This is a genomic window from Pseudomonas sp. KU26590 (genome assembly GCF_026153515.1).
Taxonomy (GTDB): domain Bacteria; phylum Pseudomonadota; class Gammaproteobacteria; order Pseudomonadales; family Pseudomonadaceae; genus Aquipseudomonas.
In genome coordinates, this window is record NZ_CP110644.1 from 3,142,338 (window position 1) to 3,160,803 (window position 18,466).

An 18,466-nucleotide genomic window follows, 5' to 3' on the forward strand; every position below is an offset into this window, starting at 1 on the left:
GCATTTCTCGCACGCCCTTACTGGAACAATGACTTTTATCCATGTCGTTATCGCAGCTTAAATTGCTTTTGGTCGAAGACAGTTCGCTCGACGCCGAGCTGATTCTGCTCACCCTCGAAAACAGCGGGCTAGAGATCGACGCGACGCTGGTCTACAACCACCAGGAAGTTGAACGCGAGCTCCTGGCCGCGCGGTTCGACCTCATTCTCAGCGACTATCTGCTGCCTGGCTCTTCAGGGGCAGATGTGCTCAACAGCGCGCTGCGCCTGGCGCCGCAGACACCGTTCATTTTTCTCTCCGGGATTTTCGGTGAGCAGCATGCCGTCGAAATGATGCGCATGGGCGCCATCGATTACGTCCTCAAGCAGAACATGAAGATGCTGCCCAAGGCGGTGATGCGCGCGGTGGCTGAAGTGCGGGAGCGGGAAAAGCGCCTGTACGCCGAGAAAACCCTGCAAGTGGCGGAAGTACGCGCTCAGCTGGCGATAGAAGCCGCAGACATGGGTGTGTGGACCTACGATCCGCGCACCGACACGCTGCTGTGGGACGAACGCTGCAAAATGCTTTACGGCGTTGGCGCCGACACCTCCGTCAGCCTGGCCCTCATGTTTCTGCTCTGCCATCCGCATGACCGCGATCACCTGCACAGCAAGGTCATGGCCGCGCTGACGGTGGACACCACCTTCCAGATCGAACACCGACTGATCACCGACGACGGCGCCGAGCGCTGGGTGTTTTTAAATGGCCGCTCGCTATTCGAAGACGGCCAGTGCGTGCGCTTCACCGGTGTCATGCAGGACATCACCGAGCGCAAACACGCCACCCAGGCGCTGCATCAGCTCAACGACATTCTCGGCGAACGCGTCGTCCAGCGAACCCGCGAGCGCGACCGCACCTGGGAGCTGTCCCGCGAACTGCTCGGCGTGCTGCATTTCGACATGACGCCGATTGCCCTCAATCCGGCCTGGGAAGCGACATTGGGCTGGGGCCGCGATGAAGTCGGCCAGCAGCGGTTGAGCGAATTCATACACCCGGATGATCTTGCCGCCACGTTGCGCGAGACCGCCAGCATCGCCGACGGCCATGTGACCACGCGCTTCGTCAACCGCATGCGCCATGCCGATGGTGGCTTTCGCTGGTTGTCATGGACCATCGTGCCGGACGACGGCCTGATGTACGCCGCCGTGCGCGACATCACCGGCGAGCGCGCAGTGGTGGACGAACTGGCCGCGACCAACAAGCGCTTGCGCGATCAGATCAAGGAACGTGAACGCGTCGAAGCTGCCCTGCAGCAGATGCAGCGGCTGGAGGTGGTCGGCCAGTTGACCGCTGGCGTGGCCCATGACTTCAACAATTTGCTGACGGTGATTCTGACCAGCGCGAATTTCCTCAGCCGGGATCTGGAAAAAGGGGTGTTCACCAAATCCCCTCAGCGCCTGCAGAACATCCGTGAAGCGGGCGAGCGGGGCGCGAAGCTGACCAGTCAGTTGCTGTCGTTCTCCCGTCGCCAGCGTCTGGAGCCCGTCGCACTGAACCTCAATGACACGATTGCCGGCATGCGCGAGCTGCTGGGTCGTGCGTTGGGCGGCAGCGTCTGGGTGGAAACCGAACTGGCCGAGGACCTGTGGAGTGCGTTGGTGGACCCGACGCAGACCGAAATGATCATCCTCAACCTGGCGATCAACGCGCGGGACGCCATGCCCCAGGGCGGGCAATTGCGCCTGAGCACCTGGAACGAGATGGTCTATCGCCTGCCGCTACGGCCTGAAGATCCGGAGCCCGGTGCGTATGTGGTGCTGTCGGTCAGCGATTCAGGCTGCGGCATGAGCGCAGAGGTGCTGGCCAAGGCGTTCGAACCGTTCTTCACCACCAAGGCGGTGGGCAAGGGTTCGGGGCTGGGCCTGGCGCAGGTGTTCGGTTTCGCCAAGCAGTCCGGCGGCGGCGTGAGCATCGACACGGCTGAAAACGCCGGCACCACGCTGCGCGTTTACCTGCCCAGCGTTGCGCGCACGGCGGTCCCGGTGATCAGCGCCTCCGACATGCCCGGCCGCGCCGACGCCGACGACAAGCACCGCACGATTCTCCTTGTCGACGACGATCCGGACGTACGCTCGGTGACGGCGATGATGCTGGTGTCGCTGGGTTATTCGGTGGTCGAGGCGGACAGCGGCGACGATGCGTTGAAGAAACTCGACGCCAGCATCGAGCTGCTCCTCACCGACTTCGCCATGCCCAACATGACTGGCGGCGAACTGGCCGAAATCGTCCGCCGAGAGCGGCCGCAGCTGCCGATCATGTTCATCACCGGCTTTGCCGACATCGACATCCTCGACGTCGACCCCAAGCTGATCGTGCAGAAGCCCTACAAGGAAGAAGAACTGGCGAAGAAACTGGCCCGTGTGTTGATGAACGCCTCGGCTGGCCCGTAAATCCTGCGCCCGGTCCTATTGGCAGTTGCGTACACCCGCAGCACTGGCGGTCGACTCCCATTGTGGGACCAGCTTTAGCCGGGAAAGCGTCGGCAGCCACACCGCGGGATTCATGGCGAACACACTGGCCTTGTCCCGGCTGAATCCGGTCCTACTGGAAATTGCGTACACCCGTAGCACTGGCGGTGGATTTCGATTGTGGGACCGGCTTTAGCCGGGAAAGCGTCGGGAGCCACACCGCGAGATTCATGGCGTACACACTGGCCTCTTCCCGGCTGAAGCCGGTCCTACTGGAATGTTGTGTACGCCGCAATACCTTGTAGGAGCGCGCTTGCCCGCGAAGGCGTAGGCACATTCGACATCGGCTACGTCTGACACACCGAATTCGCGGGCAAGCGCGCTCCTACAGGATCAGCGTCAGGCGTGACTACTCATCATCCCGGGTCAGTACTTCCAGCAGTTCTATTTCAAAGACCAGATCCGAATTCGGTTTAATGTGCGCGCCCATCGAGCGCGCGCCGTACGCCAGCGCCGCAGGCACCCGCAACGTGCGGTTGCCGCCGACCTTCATGCCCATCAGCCCAATGTCCCAGCCTTTGATCACGCGCCCCGTGCCAATCACGCATTGAAAGGGCTTGCCGCGTTCCCAGGAGGAATCGAACACTGTGCCGTCCACCAGCGTTCCGGTGTATTGGGTAGTGATCAGCGCGCCTTTGACGACGGCTTTTCCGGTGCCTTCCTGCAGATCGATGATGCTCAGTGCTTCAGTCATGTTCAGATTTCCACGGCGAGATGGCGCGAGATGCTAGTCAGCCCATCGCCCCCTTGCAACGCTCCCGCACATTGCAAAGCAAAAAAAAACGGCGCGGCCCTTTACAGGGTCACGCCGTTTTCATTGGCCTGAGTGAACGGGCCAATCACCATCAAGCGATGACGTCAGTGCTCCATTCGCCGTTCACCAGGCGCTTGAGGCCCAGCGGGTTGGCGTTTTGTAGCGCCGCCGGCAGCAGGCTGTCGGGGTAGTTCTGGTAGCAGACCGGGCGCAGGAAACGATCGATGGCCAGGGTGCCCACCGAAGTGCCGCGCGCATCGGAGGTCGCCGGGTAAGGACCGCCGTGCACCATCGCGTCCGAAACCTCAACGCCGGTCGGGTAACCGTTGACCAGAATGCGGCCGACTTTTTCTTCCAGCACCGGCACCAGCCACTGATACTTCTGCAGGTCGGCAGTTTCGCCGATCAGGGTGGCGGTCAGTTGGCCGCGCAGGGCCAGCAGTGCGGCTTTCAGTTCCGCGTCGTCCGCCACTTCAATCAGCAGCGTGGTCGGGCCGAACACTTCTTCCTGCAGCAACTCGTCGCCTTCTAGCAACATGCTGACGTCAGCCTTGAACAGCTGGGCCTGGGCCTGCTTGCCTTCCTGCGCCTTGCCGGCCAGGTGCGTGACGCTCTTGTGCGCCAGCAGCTTCTCGACGCCTTTGCTGTAGCTGCGCAGGCCGCCCTCGTTGAGCATGGTCTGAGGTGGCTGACCGCCCATGTGCTCGGTCAGCTGCTCGGTGAACGTGGTCAGGGCAGGGGAGCGAATACCGATCACCACGCCCGGGTTGGTGCAGAACTGGCCTGCGCCCATGACCACGGACGCCGCGAGTTCGCCGGCGATGGCCGTGCCGCGCGCCGTCAGTGCGCCGGGCAGCAGGACCACCGGGTTGATGCTCGACATCTCGGCGAACACCGGGATCGGCTGCGGACGCTCGGACGCCAGTTTGCACAGGGCGTTGCCGCCGTGCAGGGAACCGGTGAAACCGACGGCCTGAATGGCCGGGTGCTTGACCAGGCCTTCGCCGACGCCGCTGCCGAAGATCATGTTGAACACGCCTTTTGGCATGCCGGTCTTCTCGGCGGCGCGAACGATGGCGTTACCCACCAGATCGGCAGTCGCCATGTGGCCGCTGTGGGCTTTCACCACAACCGGGCAACCGGCAGCGAGTGCCGAAGCGGTGTCACCGCCGGCGGTGGAAAAGGCCAGCGGGAAGTTGCTGGCGCCAAACACGGCCACCGGGCCGACGCCGATGCGCTGCTGGCGCAGGTCGACACGTGGCAGCGGCTTGCGATCCGGCAGCGCCTGATCGATACGCGCGCCCAGGAAGTCACCGCGACGCAGGACTTTGGCGAACAGGCGCATCTGGCCTGAGGTACGGCCACGCTCGCCCTGGATACGACCGGCCGGCAGCGCGGTTTCCTGGCAAACGAGGGCCACGAAATCATCGCCCAGGGCGTCGAGTTCGTCAGCGATGGCATCGAGGAATTCAGCGCGACGGGCCGGGCTCAGCTGGCGGAATTCAAGGAAGGCGTCTTTGGCGGCCGATGCAGCGGCGTCGATTTCCGCGTCAGTGGCTTGATAGAAGGTGTAAGGCAGTGCTTCGCCAGTGGTGGCGTCGAGGCTTTTATGGCGTGCTTCGCCGAGGCCGCTGCGGGCGCCGCCGATGAAGTTCTGACCGAGAACGGTAGGCATCTGCTTCTCCTGTTATTTTTGGGGCGAATCGATCAGGCGTGGGCCTGATGGAGGAATTCGAAATCGTATGAAGCGTAGCGGGAAGAGCTCAGGGGCTCATCGTAAAGTCGACAGTCATCATACAACTGCATTTTTTCAGCCGCAAGGCGCGCAGCGATGAGGTACCGAGCAAGCCCGGCCATCAAAATAGCCGGGCTCTGGATTGCGATCAACGGGCCTACGCCAGTCATGCACTATCAATAAGACGATCAGGCATTCGGCTCGTCTGTATTGATGTACTCCGGCACTTTGGCCAGCGGCAGGCGGCGGGCCTGCTCGATGCCGATGCCCGGGCGCTCCGGCAGTGGCTCGAGCTTCTGCGGCTGGCCGGTGGTCAGCGCGCGTTCAATCGCCTCGACCACCCGCACATCGCGCCAGCCTTCGTCGCCGTCCGGCTCGGGTTCGCGGTCCTGCAGGATGCAGTCGGAGAAGTACTGGGTCTCGCCGCCAAACTGGTCGACCACCGGGTGCGTGTGCTCGGTGGTCTTGCCGTCGATGATCGCGCGGTAACCAATCGCTACGCCTTCGCCGAAACCGAAGCATGGCGAGGCTTCGAACTCGCCCTTGGTGCCGATCAGCTGGAACCGCTCGGTGGACGGCAGGCTGTAACTCACGGTGAAGGTCGCAAGGCGTTCTTCTGCAAAGCGCAACGTCACGTTGACCGTGTCGAAGGTGTTGATCTCGCGGCCAGGCGTTTTGATGCCGACGGCGTGGACTTCGATCGGCTCGGCGGCAAACAGGTTGCGCACGGCGTTGATCGGATAAGGCCCCATGTCGGCCACGGGACCTGCGTCGAAGCCGCTCTGCATGCGGTGGTTGGCCGGGTCGGTGGTCTGGGCGAAGGTCGCGGTGAACAGGCGCAGGTCGCCGAGGTCACCGGCGCGCACACGGTGGACCATTTCGACGGTGCCGGGCTCGAAGTGCAGGCGGTAGGCGACCATCAGTTTGGCGCCCGAGCGTTTAGCGGCTTCGGCGATGGCCAGACAGTCTTCTTCGTTGGCGGCCATGGGCTTTTCCAGCAGCACGTGGATGCCGGCTTCCAGGGCAGGAACGGCGAATTCGCGATGGCGGAAGTTGGGGGTGGCCAGGTAGATGGCGTCGATTTCGCCGGAGTTGAGCAGGGTGTCGAATTCGTCGTAGTGGTAGCTTTTGAGGTCATAGAGCGCCGCCAACTGGTCGGCCTTGATGGGGTCTCCGGTGACGAGGGCGGTCATGACGGAGTTGTCGGTCTGTTCGAGCCCCGGCATGAATGCGCCTTGGGAGATCCAGCCTCCAGCGACCACTGCGTAGCGGATTTTGCCGTTTGCGTCTGGCATGTATAAGCCTCCATTTCTCAGCGGACGGTGTGTCCGGCAGCTCTGTAGTCGGCAGGTGGCGGGGGCAGAAGTTCAATCCAATCGTCCCTCGTGAACCCTGCGGTGGGGCTTAGCACGATCAAGATCAAGGTCAAGGGCGTCTGCCTAAGGGCAGACTGTTTCGCCTTCGGCGAGTTACTTGGAAAAGTCGAAAGTCGCACCATCCCCAAGTAACCAAAGGTGCTTGCTCGTGGTTGGGCCCCTCCTGCGTCGGGGTTCCTTCACTCCGGTCCCGCTCCGTGGGCCCGCGCCGAACGGACATCCATGTCCTGACGGCGCTCTCGCCGCATCCCTGCGGCTCGGCCCACTGCGCGAGACCTGCGTTCAGCCTGCACCCAAGTCGCGATTGGCGGTGACTGAGCTTTATGCGTACGAAGATCAAAAGCAGATCAACAGCAGATCAACAGCAGATCAACAGCTTCCCGGCTGAAGCCGGTCCTACAGGGGGCGCCGCCAATCCCACTGGGTGCACGCGCTGTTTTTTAGTGGGACCGGCTTTAGCCGGGAAGAGGCCGGTGCAGGCGCTATCATTTATGATCGTACCCACGCTCTGCGTGGGCATGCATCCCGGGACGCTCCGCGTCCATTCCGGCTGAACCCGATCCTGCTGAATGCGCGCGGAGTGGGTATGTAGGACCGGCTTTAGCCGGGAAGGGGCCGGTGTGGGCGCTATCAACTTCCCTGCTCAACCAAATTCCATCAGCAGATCCCGCAACCGGTCCAGCGCGGGGTCGATGTCGAGCAGGTCAATCGCACCAAAGCCGAGCATCAGTCCGTCGCGCGGCGGCGCGTCGCTGTAGAAACCGTGGAGGGGGTAGAGGCCTAGCGCTTTGTCCCGCGCGCGGTCGACCAGCAGGTGCAGATCGACCGCCCGGTCGAGCGAGGGCTTTAGCATCACCGCCATGTGGAAGCCGGCCGTGCACGGGATGGTTTCCAGCCAGGGCGACAGATCGCCCCCGATGCGCGCCAGGATGCGTTCGCGGCGTCCGGCGTAGGTGCTGTGGCAGCGTCGGATGTGTTTGTTGAGCAGGCCTTCACTGATGAATTTGCTCAGCGCCCATTGCGGCAGCGTCGAGGTGTGCCAGTCGGTCAGTTGCTTGGCTTTGATCACCGCTTCGAGGATCGCCGCCGGCAGCACGGCGTAACCCAGCCGCAGTTCCGGCAGCAGGGTTTTGGAAAAGGTGCCGACGTAGGCCACGACGCCGTGTTCGTCCATGTTCTGCAACGAGTCAGTCGGGCGCCCTTCGTAGCGGAATTCGCTGTCGTAGTCGTCTTCGATGATGATCGCGCCAATCCGGCGTGCTTTCTCCAGCAAGGCGTGTCGACGCGCCAGGCTCATGGGCATGCCGAGCGGCATCTGATGGGAGGGCGTGACGTAGATGGCGCAGACGTTGTCCGGGATCTGCTCGACGATGATGCCTTCGCTGTCGACCGGCACGCTGGCGACCTCGGCCCCTTGGGCGGCAAACAGCAGCCGCGCCGGTGTGTAGCCCGGGTCTTCCACGGCGACGGGGCTGCCGGGTTCGATGAGCACGCGGGCGATCAGGTCCAGGGCCTGTTGCGCGCCGTTGCACACCACCACGTCATCGGCCACGCAGCGGACGCCGCGGGCAAAGGCAATGTGCCCGGCAATCGCGGCGCGCAGGGCGGGCAGGCCTTCGGGCTGGCTATAGAAGCCGCGTTCGGTGGACATCTGCCGCACCGCGTGGTGCACGCAGCGCCGCCACTCGTCATGGGGAAACTGGGTTTTTGCCGTCGCGCCGCCGAGAAAATCAAAGCGCAGGGTGCCCGCGCGGGTCGGGTGGCGCAGGGGCAGGGAGATAGCTTCCCATTTCGCCACGATGTGGGCGCTGGCCAGCGCCGAAGGTGCCGGCCGAGGCGGGCTGTAAGCGCTCAAGGCGTTGACGAAGGTGCCGCTGCCGACCTTGCCCACCAGGTAGTTTTCGTAGGTCAACCGGCTGTAGGTGTCGGAGATGGTTTTGCGCGACAGCCCCAGTTGCGCGGCCAGCAGGCGACTGGGCGGCAATTGCACGCCCGCCGCCAGCCGGCCCGACACGATACTGTCGCGCAGCTGTTCATAGACTTGATGGGCGAGGTCCTTGCGGCCCTCGATAACGATGTGTAATTCCACGCAAACCCCTGAACAGCGCCGGCGGTGCGGATGCACACCGGTGGATTTTAGCCAGTGCAGCAGCGCGCGTCACAGCAACCGATGCAACGTTTACGCGCCAAGGTGCTCTTAGAGTTAGGCATAAACCTGACACGCACAGGCAGGACGGTCCGGACAGCGCTCGCAGAGCCCTGGGCCGCCGCTCCCATCCACTTGAAGATGGAACCCCGAACATATGACCACCCCGGACAAGCAGTACGTGGAATGGCTGGTTGAGCAATCGATGCTCAACGCCGCAAAGCAACGCGCAAAATTGTATGGCGGCCAGGGCCGTCTCTGGCAGCGGCCTTACGCCCAGGCCCGTCCAAGGGATGCTTCGGCCATCGGCTCGGTCTGGTTTACCGCCTACCCGGCGTCGATCATCACCCGCGAAGGCGGCTCGGTCCTCGAAGCGCTGGCCGATGAAACACTCTGGCACGCGCTGTCGGAAGTCGGCATCCAGGGCATTCATAACGGCCCTTTGAAAGCCTCCGGCGGTTTGAAAGGCCGCGAGCGCACCCCGAGCATCGACGGCAACTTCGACCGCATCAGCTTTGAAGTGGATTCGTCCCTGGGCACCGACGCGCAGTTTCTCAACCTCAGCCGCATTGCAGCCGCGCACAACGCGATCGTCGTGGATGACGTGATCCCGTCCCACACCGGCAAGGGCGCGGATTTCCGCCTGGCCGAGATGGCCTACGAAGAGTACCCGGGCCTCTACCACATGGTGGAGATCAAGGAAGAAGACTGGTCGCTGCTGCCTGAAGTCCCCGCCGGCCGTGACGCCGTCAACCTGCAGCCGGCCACCGTCGATGCGTTGCGCGACAAGCATTACATCGTTGGCCAGTTGCAGCGGGTGATCTTCTTCGAACCCGGCGTCAAAGAGACTGACTGGAGCGCCACGCCCATCGTCACCGGCGTCGACGGCAAGGACCGCCGCTGGGTCTATCTGCATTACTTCAAAGAAGGCCAGCCATCACTGAACTGGCTGGACCCCAGTTTCGCCGCGCAACAGATGATCATCGGCGATGCCCTGCACGCCATCGACGTGATGGGCGCGCGGGTCCTGCGTCTGGACGCCAACGGCTTCCTCGGCGTCGAGCGCAAGGCCGACGGCACGGCGTGGTCCGAAAGCCATCCGCTGTCGATCACCGGCAACCAGTTGCTCGCCGGCGCGATTCGCAAGGCCGGCGGTTTCAGCTTCCAGGAGCTGAACCTGACCATCGACGATATAGCGGCGATGTCCCACGGCGGTGCTGATCTGTCCTATGACTTCATCACCCGCCCGGCGTATCAGCATGCGTTGCTGACCGGCCGCACCGAGTTCCTGCGGCTGATGCTGCGCCAGGTGCATGAGTTCGGCATCGACCCTGCGTCGCTGATCCACGCGCTGCAGAACCACGACGAGCTGACCCTGGAGCTGGTGCATTTCTGGACGCTGCACGCCCACGATCAGTACCTGTATCAGGGCCAGACCTTCCCGGGCAACATCCTGCGCGAGCACATCCGCGAGGAGATGTACGAGCGTCTGGCCGGCGAGCACGCGCCGTACAACTTGAAGTTCGTCACAAACGGCGTGTCCTGCACCACGGCGAGCATCATCACCGCGGCGCTGGGTATTCGCGAGCTCGACAGCATGACCGCCGCCGACATCGACAAGATCCAGCACATCCATTTGCTGCTGGTGATGTTCAACGCCATGCAACCGGGCGTGTTCGCGCTGTCGGGCTGGGACCTGGTGGGCGCCTTGCCGCTGCCGGCCGAGCAGGTGGAGCACCTGATGGGCGACGGCGACACCCGCTGGATCCATCGCGGTGGCTACGATCTGGTCGACATGGACCCGGACTGCGAGATCTCGGAGGGCGGCATGCCGCGGGCTCGCGCGCTGTACGGCAGCCTCGTCGAGCAGTTGAAGCGGCCGGATTCGTTCGCCTCGCAGCTGAAGAAACTGCTGGCCGTGCGCCGCGCCTACGACATCGCCGCCAGCCGCCAGATTCTGATTCCGGATGTCGAACACCCGGGGCTGCTGATCATGGTCCACGAGCTGCCGGCCGGGAAGGGCACGCAGATCACTGCGCTGAACTTCAGTGGGGAGCCCATCGTCGAGACTCTGCACCTGCCCGGTATCGCACCGGGCCCGGTGGTGGACATCATCAACGAGCGGGTCGAAGGCGATCTGAGCGAAGAGGGTGAATTCACCATCACGCTGGACGCCTACGAAGGCCTGGCGCTGCGCGTGGTCAGCATGGCGGCACCGATGATGTGATCGGGGCTCTCGTAGGACCGGCTTCAGCCGGGAAAGCGTCGGTGGTCACACCCTAAAATGAGGGCGTACGGACTGGCCTCTTCCCGGCTGAAGCCGGTCCTACTGGGGATATTGCACACCCGCAGGGCTGGGGTGGGTTCCAATCGTGGGACCGGCTTTAGCCGGGAAGACGTCAGCGGTCACACCCTAAAATGAGGGCGTACGGCTTGGCCTTTTCCCGGCTGAAGCCGGTCCTACGAGGGGATGCGTGCAGTGAGGGATCACTTTTTTTCAACGTCTGCCGTTCGCGCAGACCCGTTCAGGTCGTTTTTTGTGTCAGTAGCTCAGTCCGTTCGTGCCCCCGTTTTCGTTCACCTGTGGAGTTACCGCCTGACGTTCCTGCTGTCCGGCATGTCGCTGGGCGCATGGGCGCCGCTGGTGCCATTCGCTCGCAACCGTGCCGGTCTTGAAGAAGCCCAGCTCGGCCTGCTGCTGTTGTGCTTCGGCCTCGGTTCGATGCTGGCAATGCCGCTGGCGGGAATGCTGACCACGCGCAAGGGTTGCCGGTTTGTGTCGCTAATGGGCGGCGCGTTGATCTGCTGCATGCTGCCGCTGCTCGCCACGTTGTCATCCCTGCCGGCGCTGGCAGTGGCCCTTGCCGTGTTCGGCGCGGGGTTGGGCAGCATCGACGTGGCCATGAACGTGCAAGGCCTGATGGTCGAGCGCGATCACGGGCGACCGATGATGTCGGGCTTCCATGGCTTGTTCAGCCTCGGCGGCATCAGCAGTGCGCTGTTGATGACCTTGCTGCTGTGGCTGGGCGCGTCGCCGTTACTGGCGGTGGCCGTGGTGGTGGCGTTGATTGCCGGGATGCTGCTCTGGCACGCGCGCTACTTGGTGCCCCATGGCGCGGACGATCCCTCGGCGCCCTTCGCCCGGCCGACCACCCACGTGATGATCGTCGGCATTCTCTGCTTCGTTGCGCTGCTGGTGGAGGGCGCGATGCTCGACTGGAGCGCGGTGTTCCTGAACCGCATGCACCAGATCGATGTGGCGGTGGCCGGCGGCGCCTACGCGGTGTTCTCCCTGGCCATGGCGGCCGGGCGGTTTTCCGGGGACTGGTTGAGGAACCGCTTCGGCGCGGTGAACCTGCTGATCGGCGGCGGGCTGCTGGTGATGGTGGGGTTTACCATGGCGATCCTGCTGGAGCCGTGGCCACTGTTCCTGCTGGGCTTCGCGCTGATCGGCTTGGGGCTGTCCAACACCTTTCCGGTGTATTGCTCGGTGGTCGGTGCGCAAACGCGGATGCCGGCGGGGCTGGCGATCGCGGTGATTACCGGTATCGGCTACTGCGGGATTTTGCTGGGGCCGGCGTTGATTGGTTTTGCCGCGCACGTGGTAGGCCTGCGGGAAGCGCTGTTGTGCGTCGGCGCGCTGATGCTCGCGCAGGTGCTGACGGCACGGCGCATGGCCAAGGGTTAAAACGCACTCACGCGAACCTTCGATCTGTAGGAGCCGGCTTGCTGGCGAAGGCGGCGTGTCAGTCGACATCTATTTTTCTGGCCTACCGTGTTCGCCAGCAAGCCGGCTCCTACAAGACCGTCTGAGAGTCCGCCGATCCAGCCAGCCATCCAGCAACCCTTCAACCCACTGGCGCCTCTGGTAGACTTCGGCGCCTTGAAACTCAGGGGCTTCCCATGACCGACCCGATCCGTCTCACCCAATACAGCCACGGCGCCGGCTGCGGCTGCAAGATTTCGCCCAAGGTGCTGGAAACCATTCTCGCCGGCAGCGGCGCGCAGAACCTCGACCCGCGCCTGTGGGTCGGTAATGCTTCGCGCGATGACGCGGCGGTCTATGCCATCGACGATGAAAAGGGCGTCGTCTCCACCACCGACTTTTTCATGCCCATCGTCGATGATCCGTTTGACTTCGGCCGCATCGCCGCGACCAACGCCATCAGCGACATCTACGCCATGGGCGGCGACCCGTTGATGGCCATCGCCATTCTCGGCTGGCCGGTCAACGTGCTGGCCCCGGAAATTGCCCGCGAAGTGATCCGTGGCGGGCGTGCGGTGTGCGATGCGGCGGGCATCCCGCTGGCCGGTGGTCACTCCATCGATGCGCCTGAGCCGATCTTCGGTCTGGCCGTTACTGGCCTCGTTGAAAAACGCTTCATGAAGCGCAACGACACCGCGACCGTTGGCTGCAAGCTGTTCCTGACCAAGCCCTTGGGCATTGGCATCCTCACCACGGCTGAGAAAAAAGGCCTGCTGCGCGACGAAGACATCGGCCTGGCGCGCGACGTGATGTGCACGTTGAACAAGCCCGGCAGCCGTTTCTCCAGGCTGGCCGGCGTCACGGCCATGACCGACGTCACAGGCTTCGGCTTGCTCGGGCACCTGGTCGAGATGGCCGACGGCAGCCAGGTCACCGCACGGCTGAACGCTGCTGCCGTGCCCCGACTGGGCAGTGTCGATTACTACATCGAGCAGGACTGCATTCCCGGCGGCACCCATCGCAACTACGACAGCTATGGCGAGCGCATTGGCACGTTGACCGAGGCGCAGAAACTGCTGCTGTGCGACCCGCAAACCAGCGGCGGTCTGCTGATTGCCGTCGAGCCTGCCGAAGAAGCGGCGTTCCTGGCCATGGCCGAAGAACTGGGCCTGAGCCTTGCGCCGATTGGCGAGTTGGTCGAACGACAGCCACTCGCGGTCGAGGTGTTCTGATGCGCGACAACAGCGCCGACCTGCGCGAGATTTTCCTCAACGACGTGCCGATGATGGACGTGCGCGCGCCGGTGGAATTCACCAAGGGCGCGTTCCCTGGTGTGATCAATCTGCCGCTGATGAATGACGCCGAGCGGCAGAAGGTCGGCACCAGTTACAAGCAGGACGGGCAACAGGCCGCCATCGAGCTCGGGCACACGCTGGTGTCCGGCGACTTGAAACAGGCGCGAATCGAAGCGTGGGCAAGTTTTGCGCGTCACCAGCCAGAAGGTTTTTTGTATTGCTTTCGCGGTGGCCTGCGTTCGCAGATCACTCAGCAATGGCTGAAAAGCGAAGCGGGCATCGAGTATCCCCGGGTCATCGGTGGCTACAAGGCGATGCGCAGCTTTTTGATCGAGGTGACCGAACAGGCCGTGGCCGAGTGCGATTTCGTGCTGATCGGTGGCCTGACCGGCAGCGGCAAGACCGAGGTGCTGCAACAGCTCGACAACGGGCTGGACCTGGAAGGGCATGCCAATCATCGCGGTTCCAGCTTTGGCAAACATGCAACGCCGCAGCCGGGGCAGATCGATTTCGAAAATCTGCTGGCCGTGGACATTCTGAAAAAACGCGCGCGGCAGCTCAATCAGTTTGTGCTGGAGGACGAAGGGCGGATCGTCGGCAGTCGTGCGGTGCCCGTCGAATTGTACCGGACCATGCAGGAGGCGCCGCTGGTCTGGCTGGAAGACAGTTTCGACAGCCGGGTCGAGCGGATCCTGAAGGATTACGTGACCGACCTGTGCGCCGAGTTCATTGCCGTGCAAGGCGCTGAAACAGGCTTCGCGGCCTACGCCGAGCGTTTGCAGCAGAGCCTGTCGAGCATTGTTCGGCGCCTGGGCGGGGAGCGTTATCAGCGGCTGGCCGCGATCATGGACAGTGCGCTGGCGGAACAGGCGCGCAGCGGCGCAGTCGATCTGCACCGTGGCTGGATCAGCGGGATGTTGAGCGAATACTACGACCCGATGTACGCCTACCAGCGCGACAGCAAAGACGTGCGGATCGAATTCGCCGGCGATCAGCAGGCCGTCGTTGAATACCTGCAGCATCGGCAGCAGTAGCGATCATAGGGGGCTGATTGATTGACCGCGTCTCAGCGTCAATCAATCTGTCCCGGCCTGTGCTCCAGGCCTTGGTCCTGAGCGGTCTGCCTGGGCCTTACTCGTCATACCCCAGATTCGGCGCCAGCCAGCGCTCGGTCACGCTCAACTCCTGGTGCTTACGCGCCGTGTAGCTTTCCACCTGATCCTTGTCGACCTTGCCCACGGCGAAGTACTGCGCCTGCGGGTGAGCGAAATACCAGCCGCTGACCGCCGCCGCCGGGAACATCGCGTAGTGCTCGGTGAGGAATACCCCGCTGACCCCAGGTTTGCCGTCGCCCTGGGCCGGGTCGAGCAGCTCGAACAACACGCCTTTCTCGGTGTGGTCCGGGCAGGCCGGGTAGCCGGGGGCAGGGCGGATGCCGGTGTATTGCTCCTTGATCAATTCGTCGTTGCCCAACTGCTCATCGCGGGCATAACCCCAATACTCTTTGCGCACCTGCTGGTGCAGCCACTCGGCGCAGGCCTCGGCCAGCCGATCCGCCAACGCCTTGACCATGATCGCGTTGTAGTCGTCGCCCTGGTCCTGATACGCCTTGGACACCTCTTCGGCGCCAATGCCGGCGGTGGTGATGAAGCCGCCCACGTAGTCGGTGACGCCGCTGCCCTGAGGCGCGACGAAGTCGGCCAGGGAGAAGTTCGGCTTGCCGTCGGTCTTGATGATCTGCTGGCGCAGGTGATGCAGCTTGGCCAGTGGCGCGCCGTTGTCGTCGAGCAATTGAATGTCGTCGTGATCGACCTGATTGGCCGGCCAGAAGCCGAACACGGCGCGGCTGCGGATCAGTTTCTCGTCGATCAGTTTGCGCAGCAGCTCCTGGGCGTCCTTGAACAGCGACGTGGCCGCTTCACCCACCACTTCGTCGGTGAGGATGCGCGGGTACTTGCCGGCCAGGTCCCAGGAAATAAAGAACGGCGTCCAGTCGATGTAATCCACCAGCACATTCAGGTCGATGTCTTCCAGCACCTTGACCCCGGTGAAGGTCGGCTTCACCGGCTGATAGCCGGCCCAGTCGAACTGCGGCTTCTTGGCGATGGCCGCGCCGTAGCTCAGGCGCTCGGTGCGGGCGCTGCGGGCGGACGTGCGTTCACGCACTTCCACGTACTCGGCGCGGGTCTTCTCGATGAAGCCGGCTTTCAGCTCCTTGGACAGCAATTGCGTCGCCACGCCCACGGCGCGGGAGGCGTCGGTGACGTAGATCACCGCGTCGTTGCTGTACTTGGGCTCGATCTTCACCGCCGTGTGGGCTTTGGAGGTGGTTGCGCCGCCAATCATCAACGGCAGGTGGAAATCCTGACGCTGCATCTCGCGGGCGACGTGAACCATTTCGTCCAGGGACGGCGTGATCAGGCCCGACAGCCCGATGATGTCGCACTTCTGCTCGCGGGCGACCTGCAGGATCTTCTCCGCCGGCACCATCACGCCAAGGTCGACGATGTCGTAACCGTTGCAGCCCAGTACCACGCCGACGATGTTCTTGCCGATGTCGTGGACGTCGCCCTTGACCGTCGCCATGAGAATCTTGCCTTTGGCCTCGGGTTTGTCGCCTTTCTCTTCTTCAATGAACGGAATCAGGTGCGCCACGGCCTGTTTCATCACGCGGGCGGATTTAACGACTTGCGGCAGGAACATCTTGCCCGAGCCGAACAGGTCGCCGACCACGTTCATGCCGGCCATCAGCGGGCCTTCGATGACCTCGATCGGGCGCTTGAACGATTGGCGCGACAGCTCGGTGTCTTCGACGATATGCGTGGTAATGCCCTTGACCAGCGCGTGCTTGAGGCGCTCGTTGACCTCCCAGCCACGCCACTCTTCGGTTTCGGCTTCCTTGACCGAGCCGTCGCCCTTGTACTTGTCGGCGATGGCCAGCATCGCGTCAGTGCCTTCCGGCGTGCGGTTGAGCACCACGTCTTCTACCGCGTCACGCAGTTCGGCCGGGATCTGGTCGTAGATCTCCAGCTGACCGGCGTTGACGATGCCCATGGTCAGGCCGTTGCGGATCGCGTACAGCAGGAACACCGAGTGGATCGCCTCGCGCACCGGGTTGTTGCCGCGGAACGAGAACGACACGTTGGACACGCCGCCCGAGGTCAACGCGTACGGCAGCTCGTCGCGGATGTAGGCGCAGGCGTTGATAAAGTCGACGGCGTAGTTGTTGTGCTCTTCGATGCCGGTGGCGATGGCGAAGATGTTCGGGTCGAAAATGATGTCTTCCGGCGGGAAGCCCACTTCGTTAACCAGAATGTCGTAGGAGCGCTTGCAGATTTCCTTCTTGCGCGCCTCGGTGTCGGCCTGGCCCGCTTCGTCGAAGGCCATCACCACCACCGCCGCGCCGTAGCGCTTGCACAGCTTGGCGTGATGAATGAACTGCTCGACGCCTTCTTTCATGCTGATCGAGTTGACGATGCCCTTGCCCTGGATGCATTTGAGGCCGGCTTCGATGACTTCCCATTTCGAGGAGTCGATCATGATCGGCACGCGGGAGATGTCAGGCTCGCCGGCAATCAGGTTGAGGAAGGTCACCATGGCCTTCTTCGAGTCCAGCATGCCCTCGTCCATGTTGATGTCGATCACCTGGGCGCCGGCTTCGACCTGCTGCAGGGCGACTTCCAGGGCTTCGGTGTAGTTATCTTCACGGATCAGGCGGGCGAAACGGGCAGACCCGGTGATGTTGGTACGCTCGCCGACGTTAACGAACAGCGAGCTGCGATCAATGGTGAACGGCTCCAGACCCGAGAGGCGACAGGCCTTCGGGATCTCCGGAATCGGGCGCGGCGCATACGGGGCGACGGCGTTGGCGATGGCCTTGATGTGCGCCGGCGTGGTGCCGCAGCAACCGCCGACGATGTTCAGGAAGCCGCTTTGTGCGAACTCTTCGACGACTTTGGCCATCTCTGCCGGGGCTTCGTCGTATTCACCGAATTCGTTGGGCAGGCCGGCGTTCGGGTGCGCCGACACGTAGGTCTCGGCCTTGTTCGACAGCTCTTCCAGGTACGGCCGCAGCTCGCTGGCGCCCAGCGCACAGTTGAGGCCCACGGAGATCGGCTTGGCGTGGCGCACGGAGTTCCAGAACGCTTCGGTGGTCTGGCCGGAGAGGGTGCGGCCGGAGGCGTCGGTGATGGTGCCGGAGATCATGATCGGCAGCTCAAAACCCAGCTCGTCGAACACGCCCTGAACGGCAAAGATCGCTGCTTTGGCGTTGAGGGTATCGAAGATGGTCTCGATGAGGATCATGTCCGCACCGCCTTCGATCAGGCCTTTGGTGGCCTCGGTGTAGTTCTCCACCAGCTCGTCGAAGGTCACGTTGCGGTAGCCAGGGTTGTTGACGTCCGGCGACAGCGAGCAGGTGCGGCTGGTCGGGCCGAGCACGCCGGCGACAAAGCGCGGCTTGTCGGGGGTTTCCAGGGTCTTGGCGTCGGCGACCTTACGTGCCAGGCGCGCGCCTTCCACGTTCAGTTCGTAGACCAGCGCCTCCATGCCGTAATCCGCCTGGGACACTTGGGTGGCGTTGAAGGTGTTGGTTTCGAGAATGTCGGCGCCGGCGTCGAGGTACTCCTTTTCGATCGCGCCAATCACGTCGGGCCGGGTCAGGATCAACAGGTCGTTGTTGCCCTTGATGTCGCTCGGCCAGTCGGCAAAACGCTTGCCGCGGTAGTCTTCTTCCTCCAGCCGATAGCTCTGGATCATCGTGCCCATGCCGCCATCGAGGATCAGGATTCGCTGTTGAAGAGCCTGCTGGAGTGCTTGAAGACGCGCGCTGCGATCTGACATGAGGTTACCCGGACGAAGAAGTACGAAATAAGGTGACGCTGAAAAGTGCGAAATAATAGCAAACCTGCGCGGTTTTAAATCATTCCGGGATTTACATGAATTTGG

The 18,466-nt window shown here is 63.1% G+C and carries 10 protein-coding genes; 5 read left to right on the top strand and 5 right to left on the bottom strand.

Going from position 1 to position 18,466, the window contains the following annotated elements; genetic code table 11:
• The first annotated feature begins 41 nt into the window (after positions 1–41).
• Entirely contained in the window at positions 42–2,429 is a 2,388-nt protein-coding gene (locus tag OKW98_RS13705; protein ID WP_265385220.1) for a response regulator, read from the top strand.
• A 427-nt stretch (positions 2,430–2,856) separates the two neighbouring features.
• Here the strand turns inward: OKW98_RS13705 and OKW98_RS13710 are convergent, their stop codons facing one another.
• The 4 genes from OKW98_RS13710 to OKW98_RS13725 form a co-directional block, all read right to left on the bottom strand.
• Positions 2,857–3,201, bottom strand: a complete 345-nt coding sequence (locus OKW98_RS13710; RefSeq protein WP_265385221.1) for an FKBP-type peptidyl-prolyl cis-trans isomerase — start codon at positions 3,199–3,201, stop codon at positions 2,857–2,859.
• A 151-nt stretch (positions 3,202–3,352) separates the two neighbouring features.
• Positions 3,353–4,936, bottom strand: coding sequence for an aldehyde dehydrogenase (NADP(+)) (locus OKW98_RS13715; RefSeq protein ID WP_265385222.1), 1,584 nt, complete (start codon positions 4,934–4,936; stop codon positions 3,353–3,355).
• A 248-nt stretch (positions 4,937–5,184) separates the two neighbouring features.
• Positions 5,185–6,291: a Gfo/Idh/MocA family protein gene (locus OKW98_RS13720; protein WP_265385223.1), complete on the bottom strand. Its 1,107-nt coding sequence runs from the start codon at positions 6,289–6,291 to the stop codon at positions 5,185–5,187.
• Between the two features lie 724 nt (positions 6,292–7,015).
• The gene (locus OKW98_RS13725) at positions 7,016–8,461 is read right to left on the bottom strand and encodes a PLP-dependent aminotransferase family protein (RefSeq protein ID WP_265385224.1); all 1,446 of its coding nucleotides are present in this window, start codon (positions 8,459–8,461) and stop codon (positions 7,016–7,018) included.
• Positions 8,462–8,675: 214 nt separating this feature from the next.
• Here OKW98_RS13725 and treS point away from each other — a divergent pair, with 214 nt between their 5' ends.
• The 4 genes from treS to mnmH all read left to right on the top strand — a co-directional run bounded on the left by treS (position 8,676) and on the right by mnmH (position 14,553).
• The gene (treS, locus tag OKW98_RS13730; protein WP_265385225.1) at positions 8,676–10,745 is read left to right on the top strand and encodes a maltose alpha-D-glucosyltransferase; all 2,070 of its coding nucleotides are present in this window, start codon (positions 8,676–8,678) and stop codon (positions 10,743–10,745) included.
• 312 nt (positions 10,746–11,057) lie between these two features.
• Positions 11,058–12,206 carry an MFS transporter gene (locus OKW98_RS13735; RefSeq protein WP_265385226.1) on the top strand — a complete coding sequence of 383 codons (1,149 nt, stop codon included), beginning with the start codon at positions 11,058–11,060 and terminating at the stop codon, positions 12,204–12,206.
• Between the two features lie 215 nt (positions 12,207–12,421).
• A complete protein-coding gene (selD, locus tag OKW98_RS13740; RefSeq protein WP_265385227.1) occupies positions 12,422–13,456 on the top strand; it encodes a selenide, water dikinase SelD in 1,035 nt (344 codons plus the stop codon).
• Positions 13,456–14,553: a tRNA 2-selenouridine(34) synthase MnmH gene (gene mnmH, locus OKW98_RS13745; RefSeq protein WP_265385228.1), complete on the top strand. Its 1,098-nt coding sequence runs from the start codon at positions 13,456–13,458 to the stop codon at positions 14,551–14,553. Before selD ends, mnmH begins: the two co-directional genes overlap by 1 nt.
• Positions 14,554–14,650: 97 nt before the next feature.
• Here the strand turns inward: mnmH and metH are convergent, their stop codons facing one another.
• On the bottom strand, positions 14,651–18,361 hold the full coding sequence (gene metH, locus OKW98_RS13750) for a methionine synthase (RefSeq protein ID WP_265385229.1): 3,711 nt from the start codon (positions 18,359–18,361) through the stop codon (positions 14,651–14,653).
• Positions 18,362–18,466: the final 105 nt, after the last annotated feature.